Origin of the sequence: Marinoscillum sp. MHG1-6 (genome assembly GCF_024714475.1) — a bacterium.
In the GTDB taxonomy this organism is placed as follows: Bacteria; Bacteroidota; Bacteroidia; order Cytophagales; family Cyclobacteriaceae; genus JAMZMI01.
The window spans coordinates 67378-89528 of sequence record NZ_JAMZMI010000009.1 but is presented as its reverse complement, the minus strand read 5'-3'; the positions used below and the strand labels follow the sequence as shown (position 1 = coordinate 89528).

Here is a 22151-nt window from a genome sequence, read left to right as displayed (position 1 = left end):
TTTTTTAGTGTCCTTTTTCTATTCCGTAAATGATCAGTTAAGCCAGTTCCAATTCAGCCTCTTCAGGCTCAACCTCTTTAGAAACAGACTCTTGTTTTTCTTTAGTTTCTTCCATCGGCTCTTCTTCCTCTGCTGATTTAGGGAATTTGATCAGGAATGTTACTAATGAAACGCCAGCGACAATAAATCCAAGGTATAGAAATGATTCAGTCCATTCTAGTCCGGTAAGCTGCTTTTTGAAAAGAAGCATTCCTGCCACAGCACCGGCGTTACCGCCCGCTCCAACAATTCCGGAAACAGCTCCTAAAGCCTTTTTGTTGATGAATGGCACCACGCTATAAGTAGCTCCTTCACTCATTTGAACAAATAGACTGAATATCATAATCGACCCAATAATCAATGGGATGGTATCCATTCTGGAGAATAGGATAAGTGCCGCACCTTCACAAAGTAAGGCTACGAACAACCATCTTACACGCCCTACAAGCCCCATAAATTTTCCGAAACGGTCACCCATGAAACCTCCGAGAGATCTTGCGAACAGGTTCATCATTCCAAAAAGACCAGCTATTAATCCGGCTGTTTTGAGGTCCATGTCAAAATAGTCAGTGAAATAAAGTGCTGCTTTTGAGTTCACGATAAGTTCTACTCCAAAACATGCACCGTAGATTAAGAATAAGATCCAAACACGGTAATCTTTAACAGCCTCAAGGAATGAACCATTAGCAGATTTCTTGCGGTTGGTTCCGTCAGTTAAATCTTTATAGTTTCCTTCAGGTGTATCTTTTGTGAAGTTGTAATACAGGATACCCATTATAAATAGGAGGATACCCGGGCCAATCATAGCGTATCTCCAGGCAAGGTGTTCACTACCAAACCATGCAAGTGTAGCTGCAAATATGAATGGCATAACCTGCTGAGTTACTCCACCACCTAAATTTCCCCATCCTGCTGTTGTTGCATTGGCTGTCCCAACAATTTTTGGGGCAAACATTACCGAGGTGTGAAATTGTGTGATTACAAAGGCAGCTCCAATAGCTCCGATGAACATTCTGGCAATCAAAAACTGTTCGTAGCTATTTGAAAGCCCGATGAGCATAACCGGAATAGAACCAAGTATCAATAACCAGGTGTAAGTAATTCTCGGACCGATACGGTCGCACAACCAACCAATGACCAATCTCATCACTACTGTTGATGCGACAGCAATCATGTTGGTGTTTACAATTTGATCTGTTGTGATACCCAAATCCTCTCTTACGATAGAGAGCATAGGGGCAATTCCGAACCATCCAAAGAAGCATAAGAAGAAGGATAACCATGTCAAATGGAATACCCTCATATTGATGGTACTTAGGTTGAATAATTGAATTTTTTCAGCTTTCGCACTCATTTTCATTTGTCTTTACGTAATCGTGGATCAAAACTACGTATAATTTCTTACAAATACGTATTAATACGTAGAATTAATTTAAAAGAAACTAAACCAATTACTTAATGAGTACTTGTATTCTGATAAGGGGTTTTGAGGTTAATTCAAGGCGAAATTTCTGTGGCAGCAAATTTATACCTAACTTAATATCAGCTATGTTAATTACTCTTTAATCTGATCATGGGTGTACTACTCGTGGATGGAAAAGGTTGTTTGTTATCTGATATTTCAGGTATTCTATTGAACCATAACCCTTCCATCTCCTACATCATTACGGATTTATCTGACTCATTATTAGGTCAATTGGCTGAATTTGTCACCAATGAGACACCGTACTCGCTGGTTTGGGTATCGGAAGATCAACTGATTGAAGAAGGGAAAGTCTATGCCCTTTCGGAATTATATAGCTATTCATTTGACGGTAATACAATCGTCATTTACAACAAGGAGGCGCAAAGTGGCCAGAATAGGCCAAAGAGCGATTTTGTTTGTCTTCTTGATGAGTTGATGAGGATTGTTCATGTCGCAGGAAGTGAAATTGATAAAGACGGTCTGATAGGTCGACCTTTTTCTGATCTTGTTGGTGTCCATTTAGCCCAGAGTATAAAGAGGTTGATACGAGATAGTTCTTGCGACGAAATGAGGTCTATTCAGGAGCAAAGCCATGATGGAAATATCATGGAATACCGTTTTAACTCCTTTCAAAATTCCCAATCCAAAATGACCTGCCATGTGATCCAGGGAATTGATCTCACCGAAAAATTTAAAATGGAAAAGGCTTATTACGAGATTGAAGCCAAGTACGAGTACATGACTATGACAAGTCGTGAATTTGTAGCTATTCATGATGTAGATGGGATTTTCAAGGAGGTTTCACCAAACTCAGGAGCGATACTGGGTTATGCTTCTTCGGAATTGGTCGGTAAGAACCCGATCGAATACATACATCCTGATGATATAGATCGCATCAGATTGGCAGCCAGAAGGCTGATATTTGAAGGACGTGAAGCCAAAAATGTTCACTATCGGTTAAGGCATAAAGATGGACATTATGTTTGGATGGAGGCTTTTACAGATTGTGTCAGAGGAGAAGATGGGAAGATTCTGCTCTTGTTGTCGAGCTCCAGAGATATTACGGAGCTAAAAAGGATCGAGTTGGCGCTACGTGAAAGTCATGCTCGTTTTCGCGGAATTGCAGATAACATGCCTGGTGTGATTTATCTGTGTCGTAATGATAAGACCTACAGCATGCTTTATTTGAATCAGGAAATTGAAAACCTCACCGGTTATAGACGGGAAGAGTTTTTCAAGGACTCGATAAATATGACAGACCTTTATCATCCTGATGATAAAGCTTACATTTTCGAAACGTTTGCTGAGGCCATCAAGCGAAAGGAACCATTTCACCTGACATATCGGATAAAACCAGCTCATAAGAAATCCTGGGTATGGGTAGACGAGCATGGTCAGGGTATTTTTGAAGATGACAAGCTAACCCTGATTGAAGGGGTAATTATTGATATTACCGGTCGCAAGGAAGCTGAGAGTATCATTCAGGAGCGAGAAGCCAACCTGAAGGCTATTATGGCTAGCACCGACAGTATGATTGGGCTTTTTGATGTGAATAAAAAACTGGTGGAGGCAAATGCAGCTTTTAGGGAATACGTGAGATCCAGTTATGGATTTGATCTTGAGAATGATAAGGATATATGGGGTAAAAACATAAGTCCAAGAGAGGCGATGTTATCCAAAATGCTTGATCAGGCCCTGGAAGGAAATCCAATAAGGGATACCCTAAAAGTCAAAGGAGGAGCCCAAAATTATTATTTTCAATTCAGTTTAAATCCAGTGATAAATGATGATAAAATCATTGGTGTTTCTTTTTTTCTGGATGACATTACGGAGTTGAAGAATGCTCAGTCCCAGCTTCAAAAACAGAATGAGAATCTGGAGAGAATTGTTACTGAACGTACAAAGGAACTGCTACTAAAGAATGAAAGTCTTCAACGAACCAATGCAGAACTTGAACAAACGCTGGTTGATTTGAAAAAGACACAAACTCAACTCATCCAATCTGAAAAAATGGCCTCGTTGGGAGTCCTTGCTGCCGGGGTCGGGCACGAAATTAATAATCCTCTGAACTTTATTCAGAATGGTACTTATGGGTTGATGGAAGAGTTGAAAAGAAAAGAGCGCTATGATGAGCAGCGATTTCAGCCACTTCTTGATATTATTAATGATGGTGTCCAACGAGCAAGCCGCATTGTGAAAAGCCTGAGTCATTTTAGTAGACAGGTAAAAGCGGACAATGAAAAATGTGATATTCATGACATCATTGAAAACTGTCTGATCATACTTAAGTCTAAAATGAAAGGCAGGGTTGAAATAATTAGAAATTATAGCCCAAACAACCCGGTTATCATCGGAAATGAGGGAAGGATGCACCAGGCCTTTCTAAATATTCTGTCAAATGCAGAGCAGGCCATAGATGCAGGTAAGGAAGGCAGGATTACCATAACGACCAGAGAGGAACCTAACGGTGTGATTGTTAGTTTTAAAGATAATGGTTCAGGAATTCCAAATGAATATCTCGGTCGGATTGCGGATCCTTTCTTCACAACCAAAAATCCTGGAGAAGGAACAGGGTTGGGGCTTTTTATTACCTTTTCCATAATTCAGGAGCTGAATGGTGAGATTGATGTGCAATCTATAGTGGGTGAAGGAACTGATTTCTCGATTAAATTTTCAAGTGTAAAAGAATAGGAGTTATGAATCAGCGAAACAGAATTACCATTTTATATGTGGATGACGAAAAAGATAATTTAGTAGTCTTCAAAGCCAATTTTGATAGAAAATTCCATGTCATTACTTCCATTTCGCCGATTTCGGCCTTTAATGAACTCGACAGGCATCATAATGAAATCATTGTGGTCTTAAGTGATATGAGAATGCCGGTAATGAATGGGGTTGAATTTGTAAGAAAGGCTCAAGCCAAGTACAACGATATTTATTATTGTATTCTTACAGGTTATGGGTATGATGATCAAGTACAGCGTGCAATGGAGGATAATATTATTTACGCATTCTTTCAAAAACCATTTAATCCAAAGGAAATAGAATCAACAATACTTAAAGTAGCTGAAAAACGTATATAGAAAAAGGGGATTGTGTACCTCTTTTATCCTCATTTTTATAGCCACTCCTTAAAATGTGTTTGCAGAATTTCGTTGAGCATATCTACTGTTAAGGGCTTACTTTTATAGTCTCTGATGGCTAAAATTTCCTGTGCTTTGTCCTTATCCTCAGGGTTAAGCGATGTAGTGAGCATAACCACCACAATTCTACCCTTTTGAGTGAGTTCCAGCTTTTCGTATTCCTCAAGAAAGCCCCACCCATTCATTAAAGGCATGTTAATATCCACAAAAATGAGATCAGGTTTTGGGTATCTGCCGTTGACCTTGTTGGTTAAATAATCCAGTGCTTCAACACCATTCTCAGCTTTGATAATTTTGTTCGTTATTTCACATTCCGAGATGAGTAATTCATGAAGAAAATTAGTTGCTTCATCATCATCTATTAGCAGGACACAATTAAGCTTCTGTTTCATTTTGGGAATATTGTTTTAGCATTTAATAAAACCGTTACAGGCTTTACAGAATTTAAATATATTCTTTCAATACTGTCTTATTTTTTGAAATACTTCATTAATTTATATGAAGTTATTCTGAGTTAACTATTTCAATAAAATAATGGAGGTAAATCAGATTAGCCAGATAGTGATTGCACAGGCAAGAGGAAATGATGAGTTCAAGGTAACGTTTAGTACTTTGTGCTTAAAGAACTATCGCGAGTTTGTTAATAATGCGGAAGCTGCATTTTTGAGGAGTGATGAGGCTTTATTTAAAAGGTCAGTTCACAAAATTCAGGCCTTGAATAAACTTTTTCACTGTAAAGAGTTTCAAATTTTTTTATCCGATCTTTCTGCAAATACCAACAAATTCTTTGGCCATCTTGAAAAGCTTAAGCAAATCAAAAGTTATAGTGAACTTATCATGGTTGAACTAGGCAATATCAAATAATATGAAGTACACTTATGTAATTGTAGATGATGATGAGGCTTTTGTGACTTTGCTTAAACACCAATTGAGTTTTTTTGATGATCTGGAATTTCTTGAGTCCTACGGAAGGACAATTTCAGCAGCTACCGGAATAGAAAGGCTTAAGCCTGATATTATCTTTTTAGATATGGAGGTTGATATTCTTACCGGCCTTGATATACTGAAAGTAGTTCACCCTAAATCAAAAATCATAGTCATATCCAATAGCATGGCTTATCAGGAGGAAGCTGATGCACTTGGAGTTCACGATTACATTCAAAAACCAATAGAATCGCTAGACAGGCTGCGCGAGTCAGTTGATCGTATTGCAACTTCCTAGGCGTGGCTGACAGACTTAATCAATGTAGCGGGCTTGTTTTAAAAGGAATGGTGAAATAAAAAGTACTTCCTTCACCCACTTTGGAAGAAACCCATATTGAGCCACCATGTAAATCGACAATCTTCCTGCAATGTGAAAGGCCAATGCCTGTACCATCGAATTCACTTTTGCTGTGTAGCCTTTGGAATATCACAAATATTTTTTCCTGATGCTCATCATCAATTCCAATTCCATTGTCTTTTACCGAAAACTCCCACATTCTTCTCTTTTTGATTACCGATAAATGTATCTCAGGAGTGACTCCGGCTTTTTGGAATTTGATTGCGTTGGCAATCAGATTTTGAAATAAAAGCCTTAGAGGGGTTTCATAGCCGTTCAGGGTAGGTAAGGGGTCATTTGATATTTGTGCTTTGGAATCTGAAATCCGTTTGGCTAAATCATTTTTCACATCCTCTAACAGCTTATTGCAATCAATCGTAGATATTTCCTGGTATTTGTCTAATCGACTATAGTCAAGCAGGCTCTTTATCAGAGCGCTCATTCGGTGGGTAGCTTCCTGAATATATCCCATGCTTTTTTGTCCCAATTCATCAAGGTCACTCTTATACTTTTTAGCCAGTATATCAGTAAAGCTTGTGATTGTGCGTAATGGCTCTTGTAAGTCGTGACTTGCTACATATGCAAACTGCTCTAATTCCTTGTTCTTATACTGTAGCTTCTGTACAAATTCGGATTTCAGTAATTCCTCCGCTTCCTTTCTTTGAGTAATATCCTGTCTGATGGCCAGGTATTCGACTATACGGCCCTTTTCGTCTGTGAAAGGCACAATTGCGGTATAAACCCAGTAGTATGATCCGTCCTTGGCTTTGTTTTTAATCTCGTCTGACCAGATGGTCCCTGAAGCGATGGTTCGCCACATATTGGCGAAAAACTCTTTGCTGTGATAGCCTGCATTGATGAGCGCATGAGTATTGCCAATCAGTTCCTCTTCAGTGTATTGAGATATTTCACAAAATTGTTGATTGACATAAGTGATTACTCCGCGGGCATCTGTGATGGCGACAATTGCTACCTGATCTAACCCGTTTTTGAATTGTTCGAGATCCTGATTTCTTGTTTTTAAATCATGCTGCAGTATCTCCTTTTCGATATCTGCCTTGTTCAGGTCATTGGCGATGTATGCGATGTAGATAATGCTGGTAGGAATGAAAAGCACTGCAAAAGAGATGACGCCAAAATCTATGCTGACAATATTTTCGTTGATGACCATAATCAGCAGATAACTCATGACAATTGGGAAAATAATGACAACAGGTAATAGTTTTCTAATAATTCGATTCCCGGCGTGTTGTCCCATCACCATTTTACTTAAATCAGATTCGGGGTTTTTTAGGAGCACCAAAATGGCAAATAGCATATATAGCACAGAGGTATGAATGGCCATTGTTTGAAAAAACGAAGTCTTATTTTCCGACGGAATAAGCAGGATAAAGGCTATAGCAGCGATCAGCGAGATCGACCCAACTAGTTTCAGAGAGTACCTGCCAATGAAGTTGCCCCATCTGCTTTTGGCATGAAAGAAGATGAACCCTAAGCCAAGTAATACCCCGCATATCGCAGTTGCAGGAGACATTCTGCCAGGATTGGAATCGGAAAGCGTGTCAACCACAAATAGATTGTCAATAGAAAAGGGAATCCACTGAATATATTCCAATATGGTGATAAGGCCAATCAGGATGATGGTTACGACAGAAATGACCCGTGCTATTACGTAGATAGGTTCATTCTTATTAATGAACCTGAGGTGAAGCCCTGAAATAAAAAATATCAGGGCGGTATTGAATTTCATCGTTGGGCTCCCTGGGACGATACTGAGAACAGGCTCTATGTTCAGGAACCAGCCGCACATCACTACAATAGAAAGAATGATGCAGGTTATTTCAAAGGTATTTTCAACGATGAGCTGGTTAGCTACATGACGCGGTTTATGTTCATTGAGGTCGGAAAACCTGGAATTCATCGGTCATTTAGTTTGGGTCAAACCAAAAATATCAGACGGCATTTAACTCATAAATACCGTTTGGTCAATGAATTTACTAAACAGTCTTTCCTTATTCTATTAAAATAAAGTAAAGTATTTAAGCGGGTGGTAAAGGCCTCGACTGGTAAGAGGTAGAAAGTTATTTTTTGGCTCCCCTCATTCCACTATTCCAGTCTTCTTCGGTCAGAGGATAGTATTTCTTAATTTCTGAATAAGGTGTCTCACCGCCTTCAAAATATTCCCTGACAATAGCTACGGGTATAGTGTCATTCATAGATTCCGCCGCATGGAAGATATGGTTTCCATGAAAGTCATGACATTGGAGACAGGTTTCCCACATGCCCCTGTCAATTAACTCTTCGTGGCTGATCTCCAGGGGATCATTGTTGAGCACTGTTTCCTCGTGACAGTTTTGGCAGTAGCCAATGTTTGTTTGTGTTACGCGGACCCCATTGTGCTCCTTGTGGCAGGATTCGCATTCCACCTGACCTTCATGTCCCAGGTCTTTACGTGCAGCTGAAAATCGTGGTTCTTTGAATCTGTGAAGCGGATGTCGATCATTATCTCTGTCATGACACTCCAGACACTTTTCGGTATCCACGTTTTCAGTTCCAAAATCAGCTTCCTTGCTGCGCAGTCCAATAGAGAAGAGAAGATTTGCCTGAGCCTGTTGGAAAACATTTCCTTTAGCCGGAGTGTGGCAGGATTCACACGTTAAATCCTCGTGACCTGTGTTCATTGGTCCCAGAGATAACATGTCATCGTTGCTAGGTAGACTTAGAATGGTATATGTTGCTGTAGTTACAAACAGACCCACTCCAAATCCAATCCACTGTCTTTTTCTTTTTCTGCTGATTTTCATTTGCTCTAATTTATTATAGGTTGACGGTCGCGCCGGGGTTGATGATGGTCAAAAGCTCCTCGATATCTGCCTCATCATTTTGGGCTACGGGTTGACTTTTTGCTTCCTGATAGCGGAAATAAAAAGCCACACCTATGCCCATCGAAAGTATAATGGTTCCAAGCCATACCAGGCTGATAAAAGGCATTTCGATGCATTTAATGGTGATCCAGTCTCTTTGAGAGGTGATCACCGTAAGATCATAAAGCTGGTTTTGAGGGTCAATTTTGGTCAACATAACCTTGACACCAAGTGCATCGATTTCATCAGGGAATACCCGAACATGATTTTTTTGGTCAATGTGATAAATAGGGTGAGCAAGGTATGATCTGTCCTGATCGAGGATTCGTATAGAGGCTTCCAATGGGATGTCATTGGCCTGATTAGGAATGCCCACTGGATTAGGGTTGATATCTATCTTTTCAAGTACAAAACGTAATCCTTTCAATTCGACGATTTGTCCCATTTGTACTTTTGTTTTTGCCGGCTCATCCCATTTCACTTTCTCCGGGTCCGGAAAGTTGGTGACATGAGTATAAATATCTCTGCTAAAGGAGCTTAGAATAAATGGAGAGGCGACATACCCCATGGAAGGGTTGTTTTGCATGCGAGGCTCTACAGTAAAACTTTTTCCATCTTCGGTCTTTATGCCAATTCGATAGAAGGTATTTTCCGTATCAACCAAAAGCGTATCTCCTTCATCCAGCCATTCTCCATCACCAAGTTTGGCAGTGGATTTGATCAGTTTTTGAGAGGCCTCAAAACCATCCATAAATAAAGTTGAGGGGATCCTTTCGCCGGTTTCAATGCTTTCATTCAATGAACCCAGAAAGGTGAAGGTGAGGCCTTCGTTGCTCTTGGGCAGTTGTGCGTTCAATAAGAGGTTCTCCTGTACCGTATGTGCCGGGAGGTTACTTTGCGGGGAATTGATCGTCAGGTTTTGGCTTAAGATTTTCTGATGCCCGGCACTATATACGAATCCGATCAGCATCAGAGCCATTCCTAAATGTGCCAGTAATCCTCCAATGGATGTTCTTTTGATGCTTTTGATCAGGTTGAATAATAGTCGGCCGCTCACAATGAAAAGGTAGATTGCCGCCGTGATCAGACACATGTAACTAATTTTCGAGGTGCCACCGAAATAAATGATGCCCGAGGCAAGAATGAGCGCGATGGTCAGAGGAATAAGGACCTCATTTTCCAGGGTGCTCATTTTTTGTATTTTCTTCCAGTAGAAAAGCTGTCCCAGGCTGGCCAGAAGAGCAAATCCTACTGCAAACCAAATCTGGAATTTGCTATAGAAGGCAATTTGATCTGCCGGCGGAGCAAAACTTTTATCGATTCCGATGTTCGAAAGTATGGTGTTAAGAACCGGAATCGAGGTTGGCAGCAAAACCTGAAATGCTGCGAGACAAAATATGCAGATACCGACTAACATCCAGAATTCCAGAGAAAGTACCTGGGGGTTAGACTCCGATTCACCAATGGTGTTTCTACGGTATACCACCAGTGCTATGGAGATAGCAATGAAAAAGAGCAGGAATAACAACAGTTGACCGGATAAACCCAGGTCGGTAAAGGAGTGGACTGAAGCATTTCCCAGAATACCACTTCTGGTAAGAAAGGTGGAATAAAGCACCAGAATGAAACCTGAGATGATCAGGCACATGGTAAGGGCCATTCCTTTTTGTTTTCTTCTATAAAGCACCAGTCCATGGCAGGCTGCCATGAGAATGAGCCATGGAATGAAAATTGCATTTTCTACCGGATCCCAGTTCCAGTAGCCTCCAAAATTCAACGTTTCATAAGCCCAGTAGGCACCCATCATAATGCCAATTCCCATGATACCTACACATGCCAGTACCCAATGAGAAACATCCCTGGTGTAATTGGACAAATTACCACTCCAGAGGTTTCCCAAAGAAATCGCAAATGGAACACCAGCCATTGCAAAACTCAAAAACACCACAGGAGGGTGAATAGCCATCCAGATGTTTTGTAGGAGGGGATTCAGTCCTGAGCCGTCCAATGGGACAAAGTTCGGGTTGACCTTAAAAATATCTGCCTGAATGGCATCTCTGAGTAATATGAATGGAGAGCTACCAATTCGAATCTCATCGAAATAGGAGCCCAGAATCATCGAAACCAAAAAGAGCTGTACACATGAAAAAACAGCCATGGTAGGTGCATTTCGACCGCTCTTGCTTTTGATTAATATCGTCCCAATGATTGCATTCCAGAATATCCATAAAAGAAAACTGCCTTCCTGACCTTCCCAAAAGCATGATACAATAAAATGAAGTGGGAGATCATTTGAAGAATGCTTCCAGGCGTATTGATATTCGTAATGGTGATTGTATATGATCAGGAAAAGCGTCGCCACTGTTGAAAGTACAGCTAGTCCGTGGACCATGAAATTTGCATGAGCAAATCGTATCCATTCCTTCCTGTTGGAAGGCGAAGACTGGTTTCCCGCGAAGGCATAGGAAACGGTTGATAGCAGGATTGCTACAAAAGCCAGTACAACCGAAAAATGCCCCCAGTCCCCAATCATAGATATTAATGAAATTCTACTACAACATTATTGCTCACAGGCTTGCAAATGCATGGTAAGATCACTTTTTCTTCTACCTCCTTATCTGTCAGTATATGACCTTTTCTCATGAATACTTCACCTGAAGTACATGTAGCTCTACATGTTCCGCAGATACCATCCATACATACATAGGGCACTTTTATTTTCTCGTCAAGGGCGGCATCTAATATGGTAGTGCCTGCCTTAACCGGAATTTCGTGAGTCTTTCCTTTAAGCTTGAGGGTCACCTCACGGTTTTGGAGCATTGGACCAGCAGCTTTTGTTTCTTCAGCACTTGGAGGAGGAGCCGAGAATTTCTCAATATTGATTTTGTCTGCAGGAGCTCCACTCAGTTTTAGTCCTTCTTCCGCCTCGATCATCATCCCTGAAGGACCGCATATATAGTATTCGGTATCGCTATCAGGAAGATTAGGTAGTTGCCTTAATAGGCCCGGCACCTGAGTTCTTTCCACACGACCTTTATAGCAATCCTCAAAATCACCCGGGTTTTCCAGGATGTGTAGTAAGTTGACTCTGTTAGGATACTTCTCTTTGTACTCGTTGAGTTCATCATTAAAAATGATGGATTCAACATCTCTGTTTCCATAGATCAGGGAAACGATACTTGAAGGTTCCTTATTGATAATTGATTTTAGGATGGAGATCAATGGGGTGATGCCACTTCCTGCTCCGAAAAGAACAATATGACGTCTCTTATTTTTATCAGGGATGATCGTGAAATTTCCCATCGGAAGGAGCACTTTCATTTTATCTCCTTCTTTAATGTTGTTGAACAGGTGATTAGAGACTCTACCGTCTTTAATCCTTTTTACTGTAACACTTACGTAGTCGTCTACATCGGGGGCACTATTCAGGGAGTAGCATCTTCGCACTACTTCCTTGTCAATATTGACCAGCAGGGTGAGGAACTGCCCCGGAGTATATTTAATTTTTTTGAAGAAGGGTTGCTTAAAGTGAATGCTGACCGCATCATCTGTAACCTTAATAACCTTCTTAATTTTTAGTGATACAGCTTTTCCCATTTTTCTATTCGTAGTAGAATACCACGTAGATGTGGTATATAGTTAAAAATGTAATGAAGAACGAACATGCCACATGAAGGATCATCCAACCCTGAAATACGAGCTGTGACTTGTTTTTGATAACATCCAGGTTGAACATTCCCATGAGGAAGTTTCCAAAAAACGTGATGCTCAAAACAAAGAGATAGGCGAACCCGAGCTCCATGCTATGGATGTAAAAGAGTAGGGGAGTAAAGGCACCCACCCAGTTGTGGATATTATAGAATGTAAGACTTAGGTCTTCCCATTTTGGCCTTGTTCTGACCAGGCTTAATGTCCACTGGAATAAGATAATAAGGGATAATCCAAGACCCGACCAACGACGATACATTTGGTCATCTTGTAAGGTGTGAAGGGCTTCCCAATGCCAGTCGAGAGCATCTTGAAGAATAAATAATGTGAATAAGATGCCACCAGTTATGATAAAGGCTATCCTTCCCATAGGTTGGTTGTAGTTAGAGGTTTTGAAAGAGATTGAGCACGCTCCGCTCGAGAGCTAAGAGCGTGCGTCAATCAACTTAGACAAATGAAAAACTTTAGATCTTTAGGATTCCCTTAAGTGTTTTCTCAGAAGCCAATTCATTTACGCTATCAAGAAACACATCAGGGGTAGGTAGCGAATATCCACCAACAGGCCATGTTGCGCCCACTGCAGGAACATCGCTTTCTTTGAAACCTGCAGCTTTGTCCAGATAAGTCTGGAAGGTAGCTGCGGCTCCGTCTCTGTAAGCCATGATGATACCTTGTAGTTCATCGAAAGAAACAGAGTCACTAGGATAAGTCCAGGTGGTAGCACCCATGATATCACCCAAAGCCCAATCTGTTTTGGTAGTTTCAGGGTGTTCATTGTGGCAGTTCACACAAGGTGCAGCTGCTGCAAAATCAGGGAACATAGCAGTGTAAAGCTGATTTTCTTCATCATAGAAGTATTTCGGCTTACCGTCTTCTCTGATAGCAGCAAACAATTCTGCCTGCTTACCAACAAATTTGTTGGACTTTCTTACCGGGAAGTCGGATCCAAGGAAAAGGCCTAGAGGCACTTCACCTTTTTTTCGGATATCTCCGGCAATTCCTCTTAAAAACAATGCAGGAAGTGGCCCAGCTTCAACTTCGTCTTTTTCCCAGTCTTCGTGGAACTTAAGTCCTTGTTTCTTTCCGGCTCCTACAATTGCTTTAGTGTATAGAGTACGTGCAACGTCATTCTCCGCTGCAACAATTTCGAATGCTTCTTCGATTGAATACATCTTGTCTGAAGCTTCACTCGCTGTTTCCTCTGGAAGAGGTGTACAGCTCATGGCAGCCAATAGCAGGCCACCGAAATAAGTAAGTTTAGTCCTTTTACTTAGAGTTTTCATGGTTAGTATAGGTTTAGATGGTACATTATGCTGCTTTGGCAGCGTCTTTCATTGTTGTTGCAAGTACGGTGTACACTGCTACCCAGGCATCTTTTACCTCATCATTCCAGTTGTCTCCAAGTCCCGTCTCCAGGGTATACAATAGAGCTGCCGCAACAGTGTCATAGTGCTCGTCGGTAACGCCGTATCCTACGTGTCTTTTACCAAGGTCCTGCACTACTGGTACAAGGCTTCCTAAGTCATCCAGGCCCTTAACAGCTGCTGCTAGCATAGTCATGAGTTTTTTACCTTGATCCTTGATGTCGCCTTTAAAAAGTGGCTTTAAAGCCGGGTCCAATTCGAAAAGTTTATTGTAAAAGATGTCTGCTGCAGTCTCAGCGATAGGTGCTACCTGCGCAAAAGTACTTTGTACAAGTTCCTTTTGTTTTGAAGAAATTGGACCTTCCTCTTTCTTCTTAAAGAGTGATTTGAAAATGCTCATAGTTGATTTGATTTAGATTTAGATTTAGATTTTTTTGGATATTCGAGATTAAATAGTTCGTTGAGTATAGAACCCAGCTCCTCTGCACGATCTCTCTGGCAAGCCGTTTTGATCTGAACAGCAGGGATTTTGACAATTTTATTGATCAGTGACTCTGCAACTTGCTCAATCAGGCCATGATGGGCCTCATCGGTCTTCTTCATGTATTCAGCCAGACATTGCTGACGGATTTCGTCGAGCGTCTTTTTGAATTTTTTGATCTCTCTTGTTTGACCATATTCTTCCACCCATTCCTTCCATTCCCTAATGGTCGCCTCAATGATTTGCTCCACTTTCGGAACTTCAAGACTCCTTGTCATGATCGTTTCCTCCTGTAAGCTCCCGATACGATCAATGTTGTAATATTGAGCGCCATGATGCATGATAAACAGATCAGAAAAGCTGTTAGGTGCGCAGAGATCCAGAATAAAGAATCTTGTATTTGATTTATCACCTGTTAGTTTTTCTTTGAAGATCGGCTCATCACTACCGGCCGCACCAATGATGACAGAATAATCTGTCAATTGATGGTAAAGGGTCTTGTAGGGCGTTGTTTTTAAGTTAAGCTCCTTCGCCAGGCTATCAGCTCGTTGCTGGGTTCGGTTAGTCACGGTGACATTTGAGAATCCTAAATCTGTAAGATTCTTACACACATCACTTCCGATTTTCCCTGCACCAACTACCAATACGGAGGCTCCGGAGGCAATGTCATTCTCCTTTAGGATTTTGACTGCATTGTAGGAGGTAGAAGCTGCTCCGGTTTTAAAGGCTGTCTCCTGACAAACCTGTTTATGCGTGTAAAACAAGGTATGGAGCGCTCGATGCAGTGTGGCTTCTGCCATGTCTGCATCAGCGGCTTCCTGGTACGCCTGTTTAACCTGACCAAATATTTGAATGTCTCCCAGTACCTGTGACTCCAGGCCAATAGCCATTCGGAACAGGTGGGTGATAGCTTCCGTACCATCTGTATTGAGGTGGAAGTAGGGTAGGTAGTCTGAAGCGACTAAACCCTTAATGGAAACAAGAAGAGCGACAATCTGCTCTCCAATATCCTTTTTATGAACATAATAAACCTCAGTTCTGTTGCAGGTGGAAAGGATCAATGCCTCCTGCAATCCGAAGTATTCTTTAAGCTGAATGTACATATTGGCTCTTTCTGCTGGATTTAGTGCGAATAATCCACGCACGTTCACATCCGCTTTCTTGTAGTCAATTCCTATGTACTTCAGCTCACTCATAGTTACTTGTTGAGGTTAGTGGTTTAAGAAATTCATTAGATATCCTCTGTAATCGTAGTATTCCGGATGCTCCAATACAGCCTTTCTGTTTCTTGGACGCTCAAATGGAATAACCAGTTCGTCTCCGATTTTAGCGTATGGTCCGCTGGTCATCATGATCACGCGGTCAGCAAGGAAGATTGACTCATCCACATCATGCGTGATGGCCACAGCAGTGATTTGTTCTTTCTGCCATACATCCAAAAGCACATCTTGTAGTTCACCTCTCGTAAGGGAATCCAACATTCCGAATGGCTCATCCAGCAGGAGGATTTTTGGTTTCAGAGCAAATGCTCTGGCGATACCCACTCTTTGCTGCATTCCTTGTGACAGAGAAGTAGCTTTCTTGTGAAAATCATTACCCAAACCAACTTTGTCCAGGTAGTACTTACAGATTTCTTCCTTTTCAGCTTTAGAGGCATGAGGGAATACCTGCTTTACGCCAATCATTACGTTCTGCAAGGCAGTTAGCCATGGAAGTAAGCTCGGAGACTGGAATACTACCGCTCTATCCGGACCAGCTCCACGTATAGGTGATCCATCCACAATAACATTACCACCGCTGATCTCATTGAGTCCGGCGATCATGGTAAGTAGAGTGGACTTTCCACATCCTGAGTGTCCAATGATAGAGACAAATTCTCCTTGTTTGATACTGAGTTGAAGGTCATCCAATACCACATAGTCTCCTTTAGGAGTCGGGTAGACCTTTCTGATATCTTTGCATACCAACATTTCGGGTTTCCCGTCAAGGTGTGGTATGACTTGTATTTGCTTTTCTAATAATGCATTCATCGTCTAAGTCTTTTTTGCTTTAGAAATACTTCACTTTTTCTTTCTTCTTCCTTTTACCGAACACTACCCGGCCCGGCATCACCGGCTTTAAATCAGGAAGAATATATTTCTGATCGCTTACTTGTCTTCTGGTTGCACCAACCTCAATCAGATATTCGAGGACATTATTTCTTAGTTTTTTGTAATTCGGATCTTTGTTGATCTCCGTTACATCTCTCGGACGGTCGAAATTCACCTGAAACTCTGGCCCAAGCGTTGCTTTAGGTCCCGGAGTAAGAGGAATGATTCGGTCTGCCATGATGATTCCTTCATCCACATCATTGGTGATTAGGATGGCTGTTTTCTTATCCTGGCTCCAGATCTTAACGATCTCTTCCTGAAGTGTTCCTCTTGTTAAGGCATCCAATGCACTTAATGGCTCATCCATTAGCAATACTTCGGGGTTCATAGCCAAAGCTCTGGCTACAGATACCCTTTGACGCATACCACCTGACAGTTCAGAAGGCATTTTGTCTATTGCGTGGCTAAGGTTTACCATCTCCACATACTTGCGGATATGAGCGTCCTTTTCCTTGCTGGAGAGCTTAGGGAAAACCTCATCAACTGAGAGTTTTACATTTTTATATACAGACAACCACGGGAGCAATGAGTAATTCTGAAATATCACCCCTCTGTCTGGTCCCGGTCCGGTGATTGGCTTACCATGAAGTAGCACTTCACCAGAATCCGGAAAATCCAACCCGTTGATCATATTGATCAAAGTTGTTTTACCGCTACCGGAGAAACCCACGATAGCAAGGAACTCGCCTTCTTCTACGGATAGGTTGATGTTATCCAACACCTCCACTTTCGAGGAGCCTACTCCGTAAGATTTTGATACGTTTCTTAATTCGAGTAGAGCCATCTTATGCTTTGTTGAAGGTCATGAAATTCTGAACTGAAAGCATGATTCTGTCAAGCAAGAATCCGATGATTCCGATCACGAACATGGCTACGATAATTTTAGCATTCGAGTCGTTCGCACCATTCTGGAATTCTTCCCATACGAAAGATCCGAGGCCTGGACTCTGAGCTAATAGCTCGATAGCAATCAATACCATCCATGCAACTGAAACTGTGATTCTCAATCCAGTGAAGATCAACGGGAAAGAAGCAGGAAGTACGATTTTGAATATGTTTTGACCAATGCTTAGTTTCAATACTTTTGAAACATTGATGAAGTCTTTGTCTACAGTTGATACACCTACACTGGTGTTGATCAGGGTAGCCCACATCGCACACAATCCAACGCTGATGGCAGAGATGATAAATGATTTATCCAAATCCGGATCTGTGATGAGTGTCTTTACGATCATGAACACCAATAGCAACCATACTACTGGAGATACAGGTTTTAAGATTTGTATCAACCAGTTCATAGAGTTTCTCAGCACATCACTCAATCCAATGATGATTCCAATTGGAATAGCAATAAAGATGGCTAGCAATACTCCGGCTGCAATAGTTTTTAAGCTTGTTCCGATCTGATCCAAAAAGGATGGACGACCGGTATATTCAATAGGAGACAGTCCTTTTTCAGCTCTTTTAGCATTGGTTTTAGCTGTCTTCTGTGCGAATTTGTCTTTCTTGTCAGAGATTTCAATGTGGTCATTCCAAAGTGTTTTGTATGCTGCATAAACCTGTGCAGGTGATGGCAGTGTGTTTGGCTGACAACTGATATCTCCGCTTTTAATACATTCTTCCATGGCGATAGCGGCTTCTTCACCTTGCTCTACTCTCGCTTTTTCGATCCGCTCGTTGGCTTCCTTATTGTAAAGTGCAGTAGCACCTGAATGCCAGATTATCAGGAAGAGTCCCATAGAGGCTATGGGAAATAATGTCTTTTTGATGAAAACCGAGGCGTTTTTCTTCGGCTCTTCACCGCTGAACATTCTGATCAAAGGCTCCAGGAATCCCAGGCCTAAGAATTTGAGTGTTTTAATTGATTTCGTTTTCATTTCTTTATCATTTGTCTTTTACTACCATCGAAATGGTGGGGTGGATTGTATTATTTTTCATTTGTATTCAATGTGGTAAGAGGGCCGAACCAAATTGTCCGAAACCCTCAAACCAACCTTCTAACTAGTCCTTGTTACCAACAGGGAAGCTGTTGATATATCCGATTGGATCTTTTCCATCATAAGTAATACCATCAATGAAGTCAGAAGTAGGTGCTTTGTAACCATCTGTCTGAGGAATGTCAGACGCTTCCAGGTTACCTTCTTCTACAAGAAGTTCAGCAGCCTTCGTCCAGATATCAGGTCTGTAGATATCCTTGATAGTTTCACCATACCATTCTGCAGGCTTAGTTTCAGGAATTTGACCCCATCTTCTCATTTGAGTTAGGAACCAGATTCCATCAGAGTAGAATGGATAAGTTGCATTGTATCTGAAGAATACGTTGAAGTCAGGCATTGATCTCTTATCACCTTTTTCGAATTCGAAAGTTCCGGTCATAGAGTTTGCAATTACAACAGAGTCAGCACCAACATACTCAGGCATAGAAAGGATACCTACCGCTTTCGGTCTGTTACCAGGAGTATCCAACCACTTACCAGCTCTGATAAGCGCTTTTGTTACAGCTACAGCTGTGTTAGGATACTGCTCTACGAATTTTTTAGTCATTACAAACACCTTCTCTGGGTTGTTTTTCCAAACATCGTAGTTAGTCGTAACCGGTACACCGATACCTTTAAATACCGCTTGTTGGTTCCATGGCTCACCCACACAATATCCGTAGATAGTACCTGCTTCCAAAGTAGCTGGCATTTGTGGTGGAGGAGTTACTGAAAGCAATACCTCAGCATCAATTTGTCCCTGGATATTGTCAGCAGAGTAGTAACCAGGATTTACGCCGGCAGCTGCCAACCAGTATCTGATCTCATAGTTGTGAGTAGAAACCGGGAATACCATACCCATTTTGAAAGGCTTACCTGCGTCTTTGTACTCCTTAATTACTGGAACAAGCGCATCAGCTTTGATTGGGTGAACTGGCTTACCTTCACCATCAGCAGGAACATTTGGCTTCATTTTAGACCATACTTCGTTAGAAACAGTGATTCCGTTTCCGTTTAGGTCCATAGAAAAAGGAGTTACCAATTCAGCCTGACGACCGAAACCTGCTCCGGCAGCGATAGGCTGACCAGCAAGCATGTGTGATCCGTCCAACTGTCCGTCAATTACACGGTCAAGGACGTTTTTCCAGTTTGACTGAGCTTCTATTGTTACAAACAAACCTTCATCCTCAAAGAAGCCTAGTTCTTTGGCGATTGCCAAAGGAGCCATATCTGTCAGCTTGATGAAACCGAAAGTCAACTGAGGTTTTTCGATCTCCAACTGAATGGTAGAAGACTCTTCTACTGCTTCAGTCTCGGCTGTCGATTTTGAGCTCCCACCACCGCAGCTGAATAATACAGCTGCCGTGGCGAAGAGGCTAATGTGGGTGGTAAGTTTTTTGATTGAAATCATGTTTATTTGATTTAAATGTTTATTTGAGTTTGAATTACTTGATCAATCCAGGAGTCAAAGTAAGCTGAACCCATCCCCACTGGTTTCCAGCGCTAGCGTCACCAGGCTTGTATGACTCGAAGTTGTCATCAGCAAATAGCTTAGAGTATCCAACTTTGATGTTGAAACCTGCTGCTACATTGTAGTTGTAAACAAGGTCGATTTCTGTACCAAGGTTACCGCTGATTTCTTCAGAAGCTCCATTAGTGAATGACTGGTTAGTCATGAACTGGTGTACAAAAGCGATAAGCTTAGTTTTCTCGCCTGTTTTGATTACCGACTTGATGTAGAAGTCGTTCAATCCCATTTTAGGAGTTTCTCCAACGTAGAAGAAGTCCATGAAACCATAGAATTTGTGGTTAGTACCGAAAGGCTGTTGCCATGTTTCGCTATCAGCAGTTCCTTCGTCGTCACCAGATACGATGTCAGCTCCTAAAGTGATAGGCAGACCTAATCCTTTGTAAGTGATATCGGCAGCTAACAGGTAAGAAGAAAGGTTTTCACCAGTCTGATAGTATGCAGAAGCATTGATCGCTACATCTCCTGTGCTGTATGAAGGAAGGAGACCTACAGTAGTCGTTTGCTTGTATTTTACGGCTGAGCTAGAAAGGCTTTTAAGGCCTGTAACGTTCGTTACCATCGCGTTGATTTTCAAATCTCCAGCAGGAAGTGTTAACCATGCATATTGTAAGCTTTTGTAGCCAGCTCTGATGTTAGAAATAGCAGCAGAATCTAGTGCGTTTACGTGCTTAGTTTGGTTTAAAGCAGCTCCAACGTCTAGTTTAGCTGATCCAAGAGAGAATTTTCCAACGAAAGCATCGTGAGATCTTCCAGAAGCAGCCCAGCCAAGAGCACCGAACCATCTTTGATCGCCGTAGCTGATAGCCTGACGTCCAAATTGTAGTGTAAATGCATCGCTGAATTTGTAAGCACCGTATGCTTCAAATACAGAGAAGTTTCCTTCAGGGCTTCCAGGAGCACCATCACCTAATAAGTCATAAGCTTGTGGCATTTGTCCCCAGAAGTGGATCAATTGAGGAGAGAAAACGAATTTCAATCCTTCATCTTCGTATACAAAGTTCAGTCTTGTTCTTTGTTGAGTAGCAACTCCCCATCTCTGGTCTTTAGTAGCTAGAGTAGAGTTGTTTCCATTGTAGACCTCAGTTCTAGGTCTGATCTCGCCAGTTAGTTTAAACTGTGCGTTTGATTGGAAGGTCACCAGACCGGCCAATAGTGCAAAAAGGTAGATAAATCTTTTCATCTTGAGTGCAATTAGTAGTTAGTTTAGATCTTTTAATTAAGTAGTAATACGTAATTACGGAGCAAACATACGTACGTAGATGTGCTCTCTGCAAGGAATCAAACTAGAAACTGCACCTCTTTTTACACCATAAAAAAACCTGCGCTATGGCAGGTTTATTGTTTGTAACTATCTGATAATGAGTTATTAACTGTCAATGAAATAATTGTGATCTGCTATTTCTTTGCTCAGTAGTTCTACTCTTTCAATACCGATTTTCTTGCCTTCGGTATTAAGTAGTTTTTCTTTTTTAAGACTTGACAGTACCCTGATGACCTGCTCCTCTGTAGTCCCGGCAAAGTCAGCAATTTCCTTTCTGGTTAACTGAAGGTTGAGCAGGCCTTTCGATTGGCCGAATTTTCTATTGATATATAATAAGGCATCAATGACCTTTTCCCTGACGGTCATCTGGGCGAATTTTTTAACCTTCGTTTCGCTTCTGTTCAATTCTTCAGAATAAAAGGTTAACAGATCGTAAGTAAGTGAAGGTACAGTTAATAAGGCTTTGGTGATTACTTCAGTGGAAAAACTACATAAAACCGTTCTCTCAAGCGCTTTTGCTGATATTTGATATTCCTGGCTATAGCCAAATCCTCTATGCCCAACGATCTCACCAGGTTTGGCAAACCGGATAATCTGCTCTTTACCCATAAGCCCGGTTTTGGCAATCTTTGCCTTGCCCTGATAGACAAAGTATAAACCAACTACTGGCGTTCCCTCCAGAATGAAGTCCTGGTCCTTTTTACAAACCAATACGGTCTTTTTATTTAGATATGGTTGCAGTTCCTCATTCGAGCTATTTTTGTGCATGATGCAGCTCTTATTGGAACATTTGAGACAATTTGGCTTTGATGGGAGCATTTTTAAGTATTTATACGTAAAAATACGTA

General features: G+C 41.4%; 20 protein-coding genes. 4 read left to right on the top strand and 16 right to left on the bottom strand.

What is annotated here, in order from left to right:
* Positions 1-37: 37 nt before the first annotated feature.
* Complete coding sequence (locus tag NXR94_RS16270; RefSeq protein ID WP_308706282.1) at positions 38-1393, bottom strand: NarK family nitrate/nitrite MFS transporter; 1356 nt, start codon at positions 1391-1393, stop codon at positions 38-40.
* Positions 1394-1612: 219 nt separating this feature from the next.
* Between NXR94_RS16270 and NXR94_RS16265 the strand changes: the two genes are divergently transcribed.
* A complete protein-coding gene (locus NXR94_RS16265; protein ID WP_258105736.1) occupies positions 1613-4195 on the top strand; it encodes a PAS domain S-box protein in 2583 nt (860 codons plus the stop codon).
* 5 nt (positions 4196-4200) lie between these two features.
* Positions 4201-4587 carry a response regulator gene (locus NXR94_RS16260; protein ID WP_258105735.1) on the top strand — a complete coding sequence of 129 codons (387 nt, stop codon included), beginning with the start codon at positions 4201-4203 and terminating at the stop codon, positions 4585-4587.
* Positions 4588-4622: 35 nt separating this feature from the next.
* On the opposite strand, the gene NXR94_RS16255 is transcribed toward NXR94_RS16260, so the two are convergent.
* On the bottom strand, positions 4623-5039 hold the full coding sequence (locus NXR94_RS16255) for a response regulator (protein ID WP_258105734.1): 417 nt from the start codon (positions 5037-5039) through the stop codon (positions 4623-4625).
* A gap of 169 nt (positions 5040-5208) precedes the next feature.
* Here NXR94_RS16255 and NXR94_RS16250 point away from each other — a divergent pair, with 169 nt between their 5' ends.
* Positions 5209-5511: a hypothetical protein gene (locus NXR94_RS16250; protein ID WP_258105733.1), complete on the top strand. Its 303-nt coding sequence runs from the start codon at positions 5209-5211 to the stop codon at positions 5509-5511.
* 1 nt (position 5512) lies between these two features.
* The gene (locus NXR94_RS16245) at positions 5513-5869 is read left to right on the top strand and encodes a LytTR family DNA-binding domain-containing protein (protein WP_258105732.1); all 357 of its coding nucleotides are present in this window, start codon (positions 5513-5515) and stop codon (positions 5867-5869) included.
* A gap of 19 nt (positions 5870-5888) precedes the next feature.
* Here the strand turns inward: NXR94_RS16245 and NXR94_RS16240 are convergent, their stop codons facing one another.
* The 14 genes from NXR94_RS16240 to NXR94_RS16175 form a co-directional block, all read right to left on the bottom strand.
* A complete protein-coding gene (locus NXR94_RS16240; protein WP_258105731.1) occupies positions 5889-7889 on the bottom strand; it encodes an ATP-binding protein in 2001 nt (666 codons plus the stop codon).
* A 160-nt stretch (positions 7890-8049) separates the two neighbouring features.
* Entirely contained in the window at positions 8050-8772 is a 723-nt protein-coding gene (locus tag NXR94_RS16235; protein WP_258105730.1) for a cytochrome c3 family protein, read from the bottom strand.
* 13 nt (positions 8773-8785) lie between these two features.
* Entirely contained in the window at positions 8786-11365 is a 2580-nt protein-coding gene (gene ccsA, locus NXR94_RS16230) for a cytochrome c biogenesis protein CcsA (RefSeq protein WP_258105729.1), read from the bottom strand.
* Positions 11366-11370: 5 nt separating this feature from the next.
* A complete protein-coding gene (locus NXR94_RS16225) occupies positions 11371-12429 on the bottom strand; it encodes a ferredoxin--NADP reductase (protein WP_258105728.1) in 1059 nt (352 codons plus the stop codon).
* A 4-nt stretch (positions 12430-12433) separates the two neighbouring features.
* Complete coding sequence (locus tag NXR94_RS16220) at positions 12434-12910, bottom strand: hypothetical protein (protein WP_258105727.1); 477 nt, start codon at positions 12908-12910, stop codon at positions 12434-12436.
* A gap of 94 nt (positions 12911-13004) precedes the next feature.
* Positions 13005-13823, bottom strand: a complete 819-nt coding sequence (locus tag NXR94_RS16215; protein WP_258105726.1) for a DUF3365 domain-containing protein — start codon at positions 13821-13823, stop codon at positions 13005-13007.
* A gap of 25 nt (positions 13824-13848) precedes the next feature.
* Entirely contained in the window at positions 13849-14304 is a 456-nt protein-coding gene (locus NXR94_RS16210) for a globin family protein (protein ID WP_258105725.1), read from the bottom strand.
* A complete protein-coding gene (hemA, locus tag NXR94_RS16205; RefSeq protein WP_258105724.1) occupies positions 14301-15581 on the bottom strand; it encodes a glutamyl-tRNA reductase in 1281 nt (426 codons plus the stop codon). Before hemA ends, NXR94_RS16210 begins: the two co-directional genes overlap by 4 nt.
* Before the next feature lie 15 nt (positions 15582-15596).
* A complete protein-coding gene (locus NXR94_RS16200) occupies positions 15597-16415 on the bottom strand; it encodes an ABC transporter ATP-binding protein (protein WP_258105723.1) in 819 nt (272 codons plus the stop codon).
* A 19-nt stretch (positions 16416-16434) separates the two neighbouring features.
* Positions 16435-17319, bottom strand: a complete 885-nt coding sequence (locus NXR94_RS16195; protein WP_258105722.1) for an ABC transporter ATP-binding protein — start codon at positions 17317-17319, stop codon at positions 16435-16437.
* Position 17320: 1 nt separating this feature from the next.
* Entirely contained in the window at positions 17321-18412 is a 1092-nt protein-coding gene (locus NXR94_RS16190; RefSeq protein ID WP_258105721.1) for an ABC transporter permease, read from the bottom strand.
* A gap of 124 nt (positions 18413-18536) precedes the next feature.
* Positions 18537-19922 carry a CmpA/NrtA family ABC transporter substrate-binding protein gene (locus tag NXR94_RS16185; RefSeq protein WP_258105720.1) on the bottom strand — a complete coding sequence of 462 codons (1386 nt, stop codon included), beginning with the start codon at positions 19920-19922 and terminating at the stop codon, positions 18537-18539.
* 34 nt (positions 19923-19956) lie between these two features.
* Entirely contained in the window at positions 19957-21222 is a 1266-nt protein-coding gene (locus NXR94_RS16180) for an alginate export family protein (protein WP_258105719.1), read from the bottom strand.
* A gap of 186 nt (positions 21223-21408) precedes the next feature.
* Complete coding sequence (locus tag NXR94_RS16175; protein ID WP_258105718.1) at positions 21409-22071, bottom strand: Crp/Fnr family transcriptional regulator; 663 nt, start codon at positions 22069-22071, stop codon at positions 21409-21411.
* Between the last annotated feature and the right edge of the window lie 80 nt (positions 22072-22151).